The sequence below is a fragment of the Klebsiella sp. K5-204 genome (genome assembly GCF_030128585.1).
Taxonomy (GTDB): domain Bacteria; phylum Pseudomonadota; class Gammaproteobacteria; order Enterobacterales; family Enterobacteriaceae; genus Klebsiella; species Klebsiella quasipneumoniae.
The window spans coordinates 1,080,945-1,094,384 of sequence record NZ_JAKUZS010000001.1 but is presented as its reverse complement, the minus strand read 5'-3'; the positions used below and the strand labels follow the sequence as shown (position 1 = coordinate 1,094,384).

The 13,440-nt window shown below is 59.3% G+C and carries 15 protein-coding genes; 5 read left to right on the top strand and 10 right to left on the bottom strand.

The genetic code is table 11. The features are described from left to right. From rsxC to blr, 7 genes are all read right to left on the bottom strand, one after another. Nucleotides 1–1,830: electron transport complex subunit RsxC (gene rsxC, locus MKR05_RS05430; RefSeq protein WP_284123263.1), on the bottom strand; the 1,830-nt coding region annotated here is incomplete at its 3' end. Further along, nucleotides 1,823–2,401 (bottom strand): electron transport complex subunit RsxB, encoded by a 579-nt coding sequence (rsxB, locus tag MKR05_RS05425; RefSeq protein ID WP_131096225.1) that lies wholly within the window; start codon nt 2,399–2,401, stop codon nt 1,823–1,825. The genes rsxB and rsxC, both read right to left, overlap by 8 nt. Next, nucleotides 2,401–2,982, bottom strand: a complete 582-nt coding sequence (gene rsxA, locus MKR05_RS05420; RefSeq protein WP_002907658.1) for an electron transport complex subunit RsxA — start codon at nt 2,980–2,982, stop codon at nt 2,401–2,403. Before rsxA ends, rsxB begins: the two co-directional genes overlap by 1 nt. A 78-nt stretch (nt 2,983–3,060) precedes the next feature. Further along, on the bottom strand, nt 3,061–3,501 hold the full coding sequence (locus MKR05_RS05415; protein WP_023289920.1) for a DUF2569 domain-containing protein: 441 nt from the start codon (nt 3,499–3,501) through the stop codon (nt 3,061–3,063). A gap of 75 nt (nt 3,502–3,576) precedes the next feature. Further along, nucleotides 3,577–3,792, bottom strand: a complete 216-nt coding sequence (ydgT, locus tag MKR05_RS05410) for a transcription modulator YdgT (RefSeq protein WP_004202843.1) — start codon at nt 3,790–3,792, stop codon at nt 3,577–3,579. 215 nt (nt 3,793–4,007) lie between these two features. Further along, nucleotides 4,008–5,378: a GH1 family beta-glucosidase gene (locus MKR05_RS05405; RefSeq protein ID WP_065812564.1), complete on the bottom strand. Its 1,371-nt coding sequence runs from the start codon at nt 5,376–5,378 to the stop codon at nt 4,008–4,010. 115 nt (nt 5,379–5,493) lie between these two features. Further along, entirely contained in the window at nt 5,494–5,631 is a 138-nt protein-coding gene (blr, locus tag MKR05_RS05400) for a division septum protein Blr (protein WP_012541534.1), read from the bottom strand. Between the two features lie 190 nt (nt 5,632–5,821). On the opposite strand from blr, the gene MKR05_RS05395 reads away from it, so the two are divergent. Further along, the gene (locus MKR05_RS05395; RefSeq protein WP_044523534.1) at nt 5,822–6,862 is read left to right on the top strand and encodes an oxidoreductase; all 1,041 of its coding nucleotides are present in this window, start codon (nt 5,822–5,824) and stop codon (nt 6,860–6,862) included. Between the two features lie 35 nt (nt 6,863–6,897). On the opposite strand, the gene add is transcribed toward MKR05_RS05395, so the two are convergent. Next, nucleotides 6,898–7,899, bottom strand: coding sequence for an adenosine deaminase (add, locus tag MKR05_RS05390; protein WP_064157929.1), 1,002 nt, complete (start codon nt 7,897–7,899; stop codon nt 6,898–6,900). Between the two features lie 221 nt (nt 7,900–8,120). On the opposite strand from add, the gene MKR05_RS05385 reads away from it, so the two are divergent. Beyond that, the gene (locus MKR05_RS05385; protein WP_004202827.1) at nt 8,121–8,306 is read left to right on the top strand and encodes a hypothetical protein; all 186 of its coding nucleotides are present in this window, start codon (nt 8,121–8,123) and stop codon (nt 8,304–8,306) included. A 9-nt stretch (nt 8,307–8,315) separates the two neighbouring features. Here MKR05_RS05385 and MKR05_RS05380 read toward each other — a convergent pair whose 3' ends face one another. Then, nucleotides 8,316–8,684, bottom strand: a complete 369-nt coding sequence (locus MKR05_RS05380) for a hypothetical protein (protein ID WP_004202826.1) — start codon at nt 8,682–8,684, stop codon at nt 8,316–8,318. Nucleotides 8,685–8,928: 244 nt separating this feature from the next. Between MKR05_RS05380 and cybB the strand changes: the two genes are divergently transcribed. The 3 genes from cybB (at nt 8,929) to MKR05_RS05365 (ending at nt 10,979) form a co-directional block, all read left to right on the top strand. Next, complete coding sequence (gene cybB, locus MKR05_RS05375; protein WP_072413280.1) at nt 8,929–9,456, top strand: cytochrome b561; 528 nt, start codon at nt 8,929–8,931, stop codon at nt 9,454–9,456. Between the two features lie 104 nt (nt 9,457–9,560). Continuing rightward, on the top strand, nt 9,561–9,836 hold the full coding sequence (locus MKR05_RS05370) for a metal/formaldehyde-sensitive transcriptional repressor (protein WP_004202822.1): 276 nt from the start codon (nt 9,561–9,563) through the stop codon (nt 9,834–9,836). Between the two features lie 24 nt (nt 9,837–9,860). Then, the gene (locus MKR05_RS05365; protein ID WP_023289916.1) at nt 9,861–10,979 is read left to right on the top strand and encodes an S-(hydroxymethyl)glutathione dehydrogenase/class III alcohol dehydrogenase; all 1,119 of its coding nucleotides are present in this window, start codon (nt 9,861–9,863) and stop codon (nt 10,977–10,979) included. Between the two features lie 68 nt (nt 10,980–11,047). Here MKR05_RS05365 and MKR05_RS05360 read toward each other — a convergent pair whose 3' ends face one another. After that, a complete protein-coding gene (locus tag MKR05_RS05360) occupies nt 11,048–13,420 on the bottom strand; it encodes a membrane-bound PQQ-dependent dehydrogenase, glucose/quinate/shikimate family (RefSeq protein ID WP_131096224.1) in 2,373 nt (790 codons plus the stop codon). Nucleotides 13,421–13,440 lie beyond the last annotated feature (20 nt).

The window sequence follows — 13,440 nt, the reverse complement described above, 5'->3', positions numbered from 1 at the left end:
CTGTTCGGCTTTGCGCGCTTTGGCGCGGGCGATGGCGGCTTCCACCGCGGCCTTGCGCGGGTCGGCCGGCTCGGCCGCCGGGGCTTCCGCCGGCACGGCCTGCTGTTCGGCTTTGCGCGCTTTGGCGCGGGCGATGGCGGCTTCCACGGCCGCTTTGCGTGGATCGGCAGCGTCGGTCGACGGAGTTTCCGCCGGCGCGGCCTGCTGCTGCGCTTTACGCGCCCGGGCTTCGGCCTTCCGCGCTTCGCGGGCGGCGATCGCCTCGCTGTTGTCCGGTCTGGCGCCGGCCTGAATCACGATAGGCTGCGCGGCGTCGCGCTGTTTATCACGTACCCGGGCCAGGGCGGCGTTAATCGCATCCTGATCTTTGGCGGCAGGCTGGACGGCGGCTTTTTTATGCCGCTCGGCGCGGGCCGCTTTCTCACGCTCCAGGCGCGCCTGTCGGGCCTCGAATCGCGCTTTGGCTTCCGCAGCGCGCTGCTCTTCCTGACGAATCGCCGCGATCTCGGCTTTCTCCTGACGGAAGTACTGCACCAGCGGAATATTGCTTGGGCATACCCACGCGCACGCGCCGCATTCGATGCAGTCCGCCAGATTGTGGGCGGTGGCTTTATCGTGCTGCTGGCCTTTGCTGAACCAGTAAAGCTGCTGCGGCAGCAGATCGGCCGGGCAGGCGTCGGCGCAGGCGCTGCAGCGAATGCAGCCTTTCTCTTCCTGCGGCTCGCCCATTTCGCTGGCGGAGGGCGCTAACAGACAGTTGGTGATCTTCACCACCGGGACGTCGAGCCCCGGCAGGGTAAAGCCCATCAGCGGCCCGCCCATGATCACCATCGGCTCGGCGCTGGCGCAGAAGCCGGCGTCGTTAAGCAGATGGCGCACCGGCGTGCCAAGGCGCGCCCAGACGTTGCCCGGCCGGGTTACCGCCTCGCCGGTGAGGGTGACCACGCGCTCGGTTAACGGCTCGCCGTCAATCACTGCGCGTTTCACCGCATAGGCTGTACCGACGTTCTGCATCAGCACGCCAATGTCCGAAGAGCGACCACCGTGGGGTACCTGTTTGCCGGTGAGAATTTGGGTGAGCTGCTTGGCGCCGCCGGAGGGGTATTTGGTGGGGATCACGCGCAGCGAAATGCCATGGGCGTCGCAAAGCACCGCCCGCAGCATCGAGATGGCCTGCGGCTTATTGTCTTCAATGCCGATCAGCACCTCGTCAGGCTGCAGAATATGGGCAAGGATGCGGATCCCTTCGACAATCTGCGCCGCGCAGTCCTGCATCAGACGGTCGTCCGCCGTGATATAGGGTTCGCACTCGGCGGCGTTAATGATCAGCGTTTTAATTTTATCGCCGCCGCCGCGCAGTTTACTGCCGGTGGGGAAGCCCGCGCCGCCGAGGCCGGCAACGCCAAACTGGTGGATGCGCTCAATCAGCGCTTCACGGGTGCGGGTCTGATAGTCGCTCCAGCCGTCGCGTTCGATCCAGCGGTCTTCGCCGTCGGCGTCAATGATCACGCTCATCTCCGCCAGCGCGGACGGATGGGCAGTGGTGTGCGGGGCGATAGCGGCAACGGTGCCGGAGGTGGGAGCGTGAACCGGCAGCATTCTTCCCCAACCGCGGGTCAGCGGCTGGCCGCGCAGCACCCGGTCGCCGACCTTGACGCACAGTTCGCCTTCGGCGCCGATGTGCTGCTTCAGCGGGATCACAAAGCGCTGCGGCAGGGAAACCTGGCGCAGCGGGGTGCCGTTAGACTGGGTTTTCATCTCCGGCGGGTGAATACCGCCGTTAAAATCCCAGACTTTATCTTTTCGGAAAGCGGAAAATAGCTTAAACATGTTGTTCCACAGGAATATTTCGCACCGGGATCGTATTCAGATCCCATTTCCAGGTTTCCGGGGTCGTCGCCACCGGAACGAGTGAAATGCACTGGGTCGGGCAGGGGGCAACACACAGGTTGCAGCCGGTGCACAGGTCGCTCATCACGGTATGCATGGCGCGGGTCGCCCCGACAATGGCATCCACCGGACACGCCTGAATACATTTGGTGCAGCCGATGCAGTTCGGCTCGTCAATCACGGCGAGCATGCGGGCCGGCTCGGCTACCTGCTCGTCGCCGTCGACGGGCTGCGGGTCGACGTTGAGCAGGGCGGCGATTTTTAACATCACCGCTTCGCCACCCGGCGCGCAGCGGTTAATTTTCTCACCCTGCACGCCCACCGCTTCCGCATAGGGGCGGCAGCCAGGGTAGCCGCACTGCCCACACTGGCTCTGCGGCAACAGTTCATCAATTTTTTCCACCACCGGGTCGTCCTGCACCGCGAAACGGCGCGACGCATACCCCAGTATTAAGCCGAAAATCAGCCCTAACAGGCTGATGGCGATCACGGCTATCCAGACTGCGCTCATTACAACTTCACCAAACCACTAAAGCCCATAAAGGCCAGAGACATTAAACCGGCGGTAATCAGCGCGATGGCATTACCGCGGAACGGCGCGGGGACATCGGCCACCACCAGACGCTCGCGGATCGCCGCGAACAGCACCATCACCAGCGAGAAGCCGACGGCGGCGGCAAAACCGTACAGCGCCGACTGCAGGAAATTGTGGCCCAGATTGATGTTCAGCAGCGCCACCCCAAGCACCGCGCAGTTGGTGGTGATCAGTGGCAAAAAGATCCCCAGCAGGCGATAAAGCGCCGGGCTGGTTTTACGCACCACCATCTCAGTGAACTGAACCACCACGGCGATAACCAGAATAAAGGCCAGGGTACGTAAATAAACCAGATTTAGCGGGATAAGGATCCAGGTATCAATCAGCCAGGCGCAAATAGAGGCCAGGGTCATCACGAAGGTGGTCGCGAGCCCCATTCCCATTGCGGTTTCCAGCTTTTTGGAAACACCCATAAACGGGCACAGGCCAAGGAACTTCACTAAAACGAAGTTATTGACAAGGACAGTACCGATAAAGAGCAGTAAATAATCAGCCATCATGCGACCTGAAACGAAAAAAAGCCGCTTATTATCGAATAAAACGATACCGGCGACAACAGGGTAAGTGTGGGGTTTTTACGGATTAACAAAGGTCCGTTTGACCCGCTGTGAACGGCGAAAATAGGGCGCCAACAGCGCGGCGGCCAGCAGCGGAAACAGTAGCTGACGCAGAGCAAGGGCATCCGAAACGGGGGAGAAGGCAAACGCCTTTATCGCCAGCAGCAGCGTAATGAGCAGCCAGATAATATAGTGTTTCGGCACCAGCGAGCGCCGCTTGAAAAAGGCGATGGTCAGCCAGAGCGTATAAAACCACATGGCGATGGCAAACAGCAGCGAGGCGACCCACAGCGCCATGTGTCCGGTGCTCATGGCGCGCAGCAGGGCCCAGGTCTGCGGCGACATGAGGGCATTGGCAAAAAATAGCAGCGATAACGAGGCGCTCAACAGCGCCAACAGCAACCAGGCCAGCGGTGCCAACAGCCATCCGCCGATGCGCTCCGCAGATTGAGACGTCATGTTTCTCCCCTATTCAACGCCAGTATATAAAAGCAGGCCGGGAAGTATAAGCAACTGGCGTGAAGGATGACAGTCTTACTGCACGAATCGCCAAACGGATTTAGGCACCTGGCCCACATCGAACAATTTACCACCGGAAACCAGCTCTGCCCGGCGATGGTCGGCGGCGCGATACATATTAACGATCTCTTCGGTGTCAGTCAGGGAGTAGTTAAGGTGATCAAATAGTTTTTCAAGACTTTCCAGCGAACTGATTTTGCGGAATTTTAATAAATAGTCCAGAACGGTCATTTTCGTATCCATTTTATAATCGGAATAATTACGTTGAATATTATCAGCATTCACTAAACCTACTCTCAACCAACGGCGCCTTCTGCCGGGGCCGCGTGGCATGATTCAGGTTATAAAAACCCATGACAAGGAGCAAAGCCAACCTTGAAGAGCAGGGAGATGTTTAAGAATATTCTAAATCAGACCGGGCGCCGAATGGCGCCCGCAGGAGAAGATTAACGCTGTTCGCCGCGGCTGGCAATAACAGATTTGTACCAATAAAAACTCTTCTTTCGTTTGCGTGCCAGATTTTGCTGGTGGTCCACATAGACAAAGCCATATTGCTTTTGATAACCGTTGAGCCAGCTCAGCAAATCGATAAACGACCAGGGATAATAGCCGCGGACGTCCGCTCCCTGCGCCAGCGCCTTTTCCAGGGCGCCAATATGGCTGCTCAGATAGTCGATTCGCGGATCGTCGACCACCTCACCGGCAATAATCGGGTCTTTCGCCCCAAGGCCATTCTCGGTGATATAGATCGGGATATCGCCATAGCGCGCCTTGATCATCATAATGCCGTCGGTCAGCCCCTGCGGCCAGATCTCCCAGCCCCATTCGGTATAGGTGCTTTGCGGATTACGCACGAAATAGAATAACCCCTCCACGCCAGGCTCGCCGCCGGTGGGGATTTCGGGCGGCTGGGCGGATACCGTTTCCCGACGATAGTAATTCAGACCGATAAAGTCACAGCGGTTGTCTCGCAGCAGCGCGTCGTCCCCTGGAGCAAAGCGCGGTACGCCCCACAGCGCTTGAGTCTGCGCCAGCAGGGCAGCAGGATAGGCGCCTTTTAGCACCGGATCGTACAGCCAGTGGGTATGGATGGCGTCAGCCAGGTCGGTAGCCTGCCGGTCTGCCTCGCTGTCGGTGAGTGGGGTATGCGGCTGCAGCACATTGACGAAACCAATCTCGCCCGCCACGTCCATCTCGCGAAAAGCCTTCACCGCCAGCGCATGGGCGATAAATACGTGATGACAGGCCTGGATGGCGCGCGCCGGATCGCGAACGGCCGGGGGATGCAGGCCGTTAATGTAGCCGTGGCCGATGAAGACAATGGTCTCGTTAAAGGTCGCCCACAGCTTCACCCGCGAACCAAAGCGCGCGTAGCACAGGCGGGCATACTCGGCGAAGGCCTCGGCGGTGCTGCGTGCTTCCCAGCCGCCCTCATCCTGCAGGGCCTGCGGCAGGTCCCAGTGATAGAGGGTGATCATCGGCTCAATATTATGCGCCAGCAGTTCATCGATCAGATCGCTATAAAACTGCACGCCTGCTTCATTAACCTCGCCGCGCCCGGTGGGCAGCAGGCGGGGCCAGGAGATGGAAAAGCGATAGCTCTGCAGGCCCATCTCGGCCATCAACGCCACGTCTTCGCGAAAACGGTGATAGTGATCGACGGCGATATCGCCGGTGGTCCCTTCAAAGGTGGTTCCCGGCAGGTGAGAGTAAATATCCCAGATTGACGGTCCTTTACCGTCAGCGTCGTGCCCACCTTCGACCTGATACGCTGCGGTAGCGGCACCCCATAAAAAATGTTGCGGAAAAGCGGCCATGAAAAAGCTCCCAGTCTGATGATAGAGGGAGTGTAATCAAAGCAAGGATAAGCGTGCAACCGGTTTCTGAAACCGGTTGCACAGTTGCGAAGCAGGTCACTGTTTCACGGCGGCGCTACTTTGTCTGCACCACATCCGCTGGCGGTGGCGACTGATAATTATCAATATGGTGCGCGATAACCAAAAGCAGTGCGGAAATCCCAAAAACAATCCAGCCAATAAGTTCTACAATACGGGTAAAAACAGTCGTCATAACACTTCAATATCCTTTGAACACAGTGGGAAATGTTACTCCATGGTCAGCAGATCACAAGGGGTATCTGTCTGATTTTTCACGCATGCGGTAAAACCGTAAGTGGAAAAATGATAAGTTTGAGTCGCGGTTTGTAAGAATATTCTCATTAACCAGATATTGACATCAGCTGAATAAGCGAGGCGGTAACATGAGTGATGCGATCCGGGTGGGGCTGGTGGGCTATGGCTACGCCAGCAAAACGTTTCATGCGCCGTTAATCAGCGGCACGTCGGGCCTGGCGCTGACGACGGTCTCCAGCAGCGACGCGGCCAAAGTTCATGCCGACTGGCCTGGCGTGAAGGTGGTCAGTGCGGCGAGTGAATTGCTGAACGACCCGGAGATCGATCTGGTGGTCATCGCCACGCCGAACGACACGCACTTCCCACTGGCGAAAGCGGCGCTGGAGGCCGGGAAGCACGTGGTGGTGGATAAACCCTTTACCGTGACACTGTCACAGGCTCGCGAGCTGGAGAGCCTGGCGAAGCACTGTGGTCGGGTGCTGTCGGTATTTCACAACCGGCGCTGGGACAGTGATTTCTTAACGGTCAGAACGTTGATCAACGAAGGCCAGCTGGGAGAGGTGTGTTACTTCGAATCACATTTCGACCGTTTCCGGCCGCAGGTGCGCCAGCGCTGGCGGGAGCAGGCGGGCCCCGGGAGCGGAATTTGGTATGATCTTGGACCGCATCTGCTCGACCAGGCGGTGGCGCTGTTTGGTCTGCCGGTGAGCATCACGGTCGATCTCGCTCAGCTTCGGCCCGGCGCGCAATCCACCGACTATTTTCACGCGGTGCTGGCCTATCCCCAGCGGCGGGTGGTGCTGCACGGCACATTGCTCGCCGCCGCGGAGAGCGCGCGCTTTATCGTCCACGGCTCGCGGGCCAGCTATATCAAGTACGGTCTCGACCCGCAGGAGGAGCGGTTGAAAAATGGCGAGCGTTTGCCGCAGGAGGACTGGGGGTATGATATGCGTGACGGTACCCTCACTCGCGCTGAAGGCGACGAACGCAGCGAGGAGACGTGGCTGACGCTGCCGGGCAATTATCCCGCTTACTATGCCGCTATCCGCGATGCGCTCAACGGGGTGGGAGAAAACCCGGTCCCGGCCAGCGAGGCGATTCAGATCATGACCCTGATTGAGCTCGGTATCGAGTCGGCCCGGCACCGCGCCACGCTCAGCCTGGTGTGAAAAATAGCCCGGCAGCGCGGCTGCCGGGCCGGTAATCAGCCTTTGGCCACCCGCTGAATGAGCGCGGCTTTTTCCTGTTCGCTGAGAAACGCCTGAGTCAAACCGTTGATCTGCGCCTGGCGGATCTGCTCCCGGCTCAGCCCCGCCGCCGGCGCCGCCACGGTGTATTCGTGGATAATGTCGACCCCCTGGACCGCCGGATCGTCAGTGTTGAGACTCGCCAGCACGCCGTGCTCAAGGAACTGCTTCAGCGGATGCTGGGCCAGAGAGGGCACGGTGCTGGTTTGCACGTTCGAGGTGAGGCAGGATTCAATCCCGATGCGGTGCTCGGCCAGATAGTCCATCAGGGCGGGATCCTGTACCGCTTTTACCCCATGGCCGATGCGCTCGGCGCCCAGTTCACGGATGGCCTGCCAGATACTTTCCGGGCCGGCCGCTTCGCCAGCGTGGACGGTGATATGCCACCCGGCATCGCGGGCCTGGTTAAAATGACTGAGGAACAGCGCCCCCGGGAATCCCAGCTCATCGCCAGCGAGGTCGAGGGCGGTGATGCCATCGCGGTGGGCGAGCAGGGCCGCCAGCTCTTCCTGGCAGGCCGCTTCGCCAAAGGTGCGGCTCAAAATGCCGATCAGGCGGGCATCGACCTGGAAATCGCGGCACCCCTCACGTACCCCGGCGATCACTGCCTCTACCACGCCGTCGACCGGCAGCTGGTGGGTCATCGCCATATAGCGGGGGGAGAAGCGCAGCTCCACGTAGTGCAGGCCATTGCGCGCCGCGTCTTCGACGTTCTCATATGCCACGCGACGGCAGGCTTCCAGCGAGGCCAGGACTTTCACCCCCCAGTCGAGCTTGGCGAGAAAACTGACCAGATCGGGCTCCAGGCTGGTGACCTGGACGTGGGGACGCAGCGTGTCAAGGGTGGTAGCGGGAAGGGGGATGTTAAACTCGCGGCCAAGATCGAGGATGGTTTGGGCCCGGATGTTACCGTCAAGGTGGCGGTGAATGTCGGTTAATGGCAATGAGGAATCAATCATGGTCGCACTCTTTTTTTAGTTAAAGTGCACGTCATTATACAACAGATACCTAACGCTTTAAAACGATTGAAAAAAGGCAAAAGAAACAAACGCCTGCGCCAGGCCCGGCCGGCGCAGCAGAATGCGGCGCATAATCATTTACATTTATATTTTATTTGAATGTATTCATGTTACATATTAAATTCTGCTTACTTTATCGACGATGAGGCAGGGATGCGGATGTGGAAAGCGTAATCCATAATAATATTGAGGGTTTTCTGCTGTTGTTATTAAGCATGTGGCCCATTCTGTTGGTGGTATTCGTTGGCGTCGCCATCTCCTTCTATACCATGCTGTTACGCAAAACGGCGCTGGCCTGCCTGCTGTTCGCCGTCGCCATCGGCGCCGCAGGCTGGAGCTTTGCCTGACGCCAGGCCTCAGGGTTTATCCAGCAGGCTCATACTGGAGGTGGCGGCGCCATCATTCAGATTGGACGGCGAATGCCAGTCGCGGCCCGCCAGGGCGCTGTCTCCCTGACCGCTGCTGGCGACGCTGTCCTGCTGCGTCGACAGCGTTGACCCTTCAAGCGCTTCCTCTGCCCCCGACTGGTCGGGCAGAGAACTGCTGTATCCGCCATTGTTCGAATACGTATCCATACCGTTGACTTCATTCGGCACCGTGTCGGTAGTGGTCCCGTCATCGTTAATGCAAAATGAGCCGCCGATGCCGTTAGGCTGACAGTCCGCGGCGAAAGTCGGGCTGGCCAACGCGGTCAGCAGCAATAGCGGTAAGCTAATTTTCTTCATTTTTTATCTCCATACGCAGCGTGGCCGACAGATGTTCTCAACTATAGAGGGGAGAGCGCGGCGGCAGGTAACAAAACTGTTTAATTTTGTAATAGCTCATGGTATCCGGCGCCCGTTCGCGTGGCCCGGGCGCAGCGGCTCGGCACAATGCGGTAATCATTTGTTAATTCAACGTAAAGGTTAATGAAAATTTAAGGGAAGGCCGCTATGTTGGCAGCATCACACTTTCCATTAAGGATATTCCATGCGCGATAAATATTCCGGCCTGCAGATTGGCATCCACTGGCTGGTCTTCTTGCTGGTGGTGGTGGCCTATGCGGCGATGGAGCTGCGCGGATTTTTCCCCCGCAGCGATCGGCCGCTGATTAATATGATTCATGTTTCCTGCGGGATCGCCATTTGCGTGCTGATGGCGGCGCGTCTGCTGGTGCGGCTGAAAACGCCGACGCCGCCGATCGTGCCGAAGCCGTCGCCAATGATGACCGGTTTCGCCCATCTCGGCCATCTGGTTATTTATCTGCTGTTTATTGTCCTGCCGCTGATCGGCATGGTGATGATGTACTGGCGCGGGAATCCCTGGTACGCCTTTGGCCTGACGATGCCGTATGCCCCGCAGAGCGATTTTGAGCGGGTGGACACCCTGAAAGCGATCCATGAATGGTTAGCGAATGCCGGTTACTTCGTGATTGGCCTGCATGCCTTTGCCGCGCTGCTCCATCATTACTGGTGGAAAGATAATACCCTGCTGCGAATGATGCCCCGTAAGCGCTGAATCACTCGCTTCAACATTCAGACCCCGTCCCGCGACGGGGTTTTTTTTGCCTTTGCGGCTAATAAAATATAGTATACCCCCCTATATGATACGGAGGCGTTATCGTGCCACATTCACCTGAAGATAAAAAACGGGCCCTCAGCCGCGTACGCCGCATCCGCGGCCAGGTTGAAGCCCTTGAACGCGCGCTGGAGTCAGGCGAACCCTGTATGACTATCCTGCAGCAGATCGCCTCGATTCGCGGGGCGGCAAACGGTCTGATGGGCGAAATGGTGGAGATCCACCTGCAGGACGAGCTGGTCAGCGGCGACACCACCCCGGACCAGCGGGCCGCGAGAATGGCAGAGGTCGGTCATCTGCTACGATCTTATTTAAAATAACATCACGACGAGGAAGAGACAGTTATGAAATCACGCGCAGCAGTGGCCTTTGGCCCCGGTCAGCCGTTAAAAATCGTAGAGATTGACGTCGCGCCGCCGAAAAAAGGCGAAGTTCTGGTGAAAATCACCCATACCGGCGTGTGCCATACCGATGCCTTCACCCTTTCCGGCGACGATCCGGAAGGCGTCTTCCCGGCGGTGCTGGGCCATGAAGGCGGCGGCGTGGTCGTGGAAGTGGGCGAGGGCGTCACCAGTCTTAAGCCGGGCGATCATGTCATCCCGCTGTATACCGCCGAATGCGGCGAGTGCAAGTTCTGTAAGTCGGGTAAAACCAATCTCTGTCAGGCGGTGCGCGCCACCCAGGGCAAAGGGCTGATGCCGGACGGCACCACCCGTTTCTCGTATAACGGCGAACCGATTTATCACTACATGGGCACCAGCACCTTCAGCGAATACACGGTCTGCGCTGAGATCTCGCTGGCGAAAGTCAATCCGCAGGCGCCGCTGGATAAAGTGTGTCTGCTGGGCTGCGGCGTGACCACCGGCATCGGCGCGGTGCATAACACGGCGAAGGTTAAGCCCGGGGATACCGTCGCGGTCTTTGGCCTGGGCGGCATCGGCCTGGCGGTGATCCAGGGCGCCGTGCAGGCGCAAGCCGGGCGGATTCTGGCGGTCGATACTAACCCGGATAAGTTCACTCTCGCGAAAGAGATGGGGGCTACCGACTTTATCAACCCCAACGACTACGATAAGCCCATTCAGGATGTGATCGTTGAGCTGACCGACGGCGGGGTGGATTTCAGCTTCGAGTGCATCGGTAATGTCAATGTGATGCGCGCGGCGCTGGAATGCTGCCATAAAGGCTGGGGCGAGAGCGTCATTATCGGCGTGGCCGGCGCCGGGCAGGAGATCAAGACCCGTCCGTTCCAGCTGGTGACTGGCCGGGTGTGGCGCGGCTCCGCCTTTGGCGGCGTGAAAGGCCGTAGCCAGCTGCCGGGAATGGTGGAAGACGCGATGGCGGGTAAAATTCGCCTCGACCCGTTTATTACTCATCGCCTGCCGCTGGCGCAAATTAACGAGGCCTTTGACCTGATGCATGAAGGCAAATCGATTCGCACCGTGATCCACTTTGGCGACCAGTAATCGCTAACGCGCAAGGCGTTTCGTCAGCCGCAAAAAAGGGCCCGAATGGGCCCTTTTGCTTAGGTCAATCAGTGATGGTCAGGAAGCGCGTAGGCGATAATGTAATCCCCGCGATCCGGAGACTGACGGGCGCCGCCCGCATTGATAATGATGTACTGCTTACCGGTTTTCGGCGACACGTAGGTCATCGGGCCGGACTGACTGCCAACCGGCAGACGGGATTTCCAGATCTCCTTGCCGTTAGCGGTATCAAAGGCGCGCAGGTAGAAATCCTGGGTGCCGGCGAAGAACAGCAGCCCGGACTGCGTCGCCAGCGACGCGCCAAGGGTCGGCATACCGATCGGAATCGGCATATGCATGCGGATCCCCAGCGGCCCGGTATCCTCTACGGTGCCTACCGGCACCTGCCACACCAGTTTCCCGGTTTTCAGATCCACAGCGGACATGGTGCCGAAAGGCGGTTTCTGGCACGGAATGCCCAGCGGCGACAGGAAACGTTCGCGCATGGCGCCAAACGGCGTGCCTTCCATCGGCACGATGCCCATCTCAATGCCGCTGGCGTCTTTCGCTACCTTCTCGCGCGGCACCATATAGTTGGCGAGACCGAGACGCATATCGTTAACGAACATCAGGCTGTTATTGGGATCCACCGAGACGCTGCCCCAGTTCATGCCGCCGAGCGAGCCCGGGAACTGCAGGGAGCGGTCTTCCCCCGGCGGGGTAAAGACCCCCTGGTGGCGCATCTCTTTGAACTGGATACGGCACAGCAGCAGGTCGATCGGCGTCGCGCCCCACATATCGGACTCGGTCAGCGTCTGGTTGCCGATCATCGGCATTCCCACCGAGTAAGGCTGCGTCGGCGAGTAGCGCTCGCCTTTGACGTTGCCCACCGGCACCGGTCGCTCTTCCACTTTCGCCACCGGCTCGCCGGTTTCGCGATTGAGCATAAAGATCATGCCCTGCTTGCTGGTTTGCACCAGCACCGGGGTGGTGCCGCCCTTGCCGTCAGGCAGATCGTACAGCAGCGGCTGAGACGGCAGGTCAAAGTCCCACAGGTCGTGGTGGGTGGTCTGGAAGTGCCAGCGTACCTGGCCGGTCGCGGCATCCACAGCGACGATAGAGGAGCTGTATTTGTCGTCCAGCGCGGTTCGTTCGCCGCCGAAGAAGTCTGGCGTAGCGTTGCCGGTCGGCAGATAGATCAGGTTCAGCTTCGCGTCGTAAGACATCGCCGACCAGACGTTCGGCGTGCCGCGCGTATAGGTCTGGCCCTCCAGCGGTACGCCGGTCAGCGCCGGATTACCCGGATCCCACGCCCAGGCCAGTTTACCGGTATGGACGTCAAACGCGCGGACCACCCCCGGCGGTTCGCCGGTAGAGTAGTTATCCGCGACGCGGCCGCCCACCACCACCACATTGCCCGCGACCAGCGGGGTGGAGGTCTGTTGATAGTAGCCCGCTTTGACTTCGCCCATTCCGACGCTGAGGTCGACAATACCGCGATCGCCGAAGCTCTCGCACAGTTTGCCGGTGTCGGCATCAATGGCGATCAGGCGGGCATCGATCGTCGGCAGGAACAGACGACGGGAGCAGGCGGCAGGCTGGGCGCCTGACGCTGGCGTCGTCTGCGCCTGGCTATCTTCGTAATAGCCTAAGCCGCGGCAGCGCTGCCAGTTAGGCGAAGAGGATTTGGAGTCATAGCGCCATTTCTCTTTACCGCTGTCGACATCCAGCGCCAGTACTTTGCTGTATGGGGTACAGACGTAGAGGGTATCGCCAATCTGCAGCGGGGTATTCTGATCTTCCGCGCCGGAGCCATTGCTCTGCGGAATATCCCCAGTATGCGCCACCCAGGCTACCTGCAGCTGGTTGACGTTGTGCTTGTTGATTTGATCGAGAGCGGCGAAGCGGTCGCCGTGGGTGGTGTTGCCCCAGTGCGCCCAGTTTTTCTGCTCTTCGCCCGGTGCGACGGGTTTCACCGGTACCGCTTCCGTGGCGCTGACCAGCGGTTCGGATTTAAACATCCAGCCAAAGCTTCCCGCCAGCGCCACGGCGAGCACGGCGGCGATGGCAAAAGCCGGGCCTTTTTTCGCCGGCGGGCTGGCGAGGAAAGGCCAGACCAGGGCGGCGAGGAAGGCCAGCACGCCAAGGGCGAACAGGCGCGAGAAGAGCGGCCAGAAGTTCCAGCCAGCGTCGCCGATCGCCCAGATCACTGAGGCGATAAACGCCACGGCGTACAGCAAAATCCCGCCGCGGCGGCGACGGAAAATTAGCACTGCCGCGATAACCATCACCACGCCCATCAGCGCAAAGTACAGCGTGCCGCCGACGAGAGCCAGTTTTGCCCCCAGAATACCGATAGCCAGACCGATGATCAGCATCAGTCCGGCGAGAAGCCACTGCAGGATCCGGGGGAATCCGCGCGGCGCGTTGCCAGTTGTCATGAAATCTCCTTAACCACACC

Excerpts from the sequence above, each read along its gene's own strand:
- rsxB (WP_131096225.1), bottom strand. The coding sequence starts at position 2,401 with ATGAGCGCAGTCTGGATAGCCGTGATCGCCATCAGCCTGTTAGGGCTG.
- rsxA (WP_002907658.1), bottom strand. The coding sequence starts at position 2,982 with ATGGCTGATTATTTACTGCTCTTTATCGGTACTGTCCTTGTCAATAAC.
- MKR05_RS05415 (WP_023289920.1), bottom strand. The coding sequence starts at position 3,501 with ATGACGTCTCAATCTGCGGAGCGCATCGGCGGATGGCTGTTGGCACCG.
- ydgT (WP_004202843.1), bottom strand. The coding sequence starts at position 3,792 with ATGACCGTTCTGGACTATTTATTAAAATTCCGCAAAATCAGTTCGCTG.
- MKR05_RS05405 (WP_065812564.1), bottom strand. The coding sequence starts at position 5,378 with ATGGCCGCTTTTCCGCAACATTTTTTATGGGGTGCCGCTACCGCAGCG.
- blr (WP_012541534.1), bottom strand. The coding sequence starts at position 5,631 with ATGACGACTGTTTTTACCCGTATTGTAGAACTTATTGGCTGGATTGTT.
- MKR05_RS05395 (WP_044523534.1), top strand. The coding sequence starts at position 5,822 with ATGAGTGATGCGATCCGGGTGGGGCTGGTGGGCTATGGCTACGCCAGC.
- add (WP_064157929.1), bottom strand. The coding sequence starts at position 7,899 with ATGATTGATTCCTCATTGCCATTAACCGACATTCACCGCCACCTTGAC.
- MKR05_RS05380 (WP_004202826.1), bottom strand. The coding sequence starts at position 8,684 with ATGAAGAAAATTAGCTTACCGCTATTGCTGCTGACCGCGTTGGCCAGC.
- cybB (WP_072413280.1), top strand. The coding sequence starts at position 8,929 with ATGCGCGATAAATATTCCGGCCTGCAGATTGGCATCCACTGGCTGGTC.
- MKR05_RS05365 (WP_023289916.1), top strand. The coding sequence starts at position 9,861 with ATGAAATCACGCGCAGCAGTGGCCTTTGGCCCCGGTCAGCCGTTAAAA.
- MKR05_RS05360 (WP_131096224.1), bottom strand. The coding sequence starts at position 13,420 with ATGACAACTGGCAACGCGCCGCGCGGATTCCCCCGGATCCTGCAGTGG.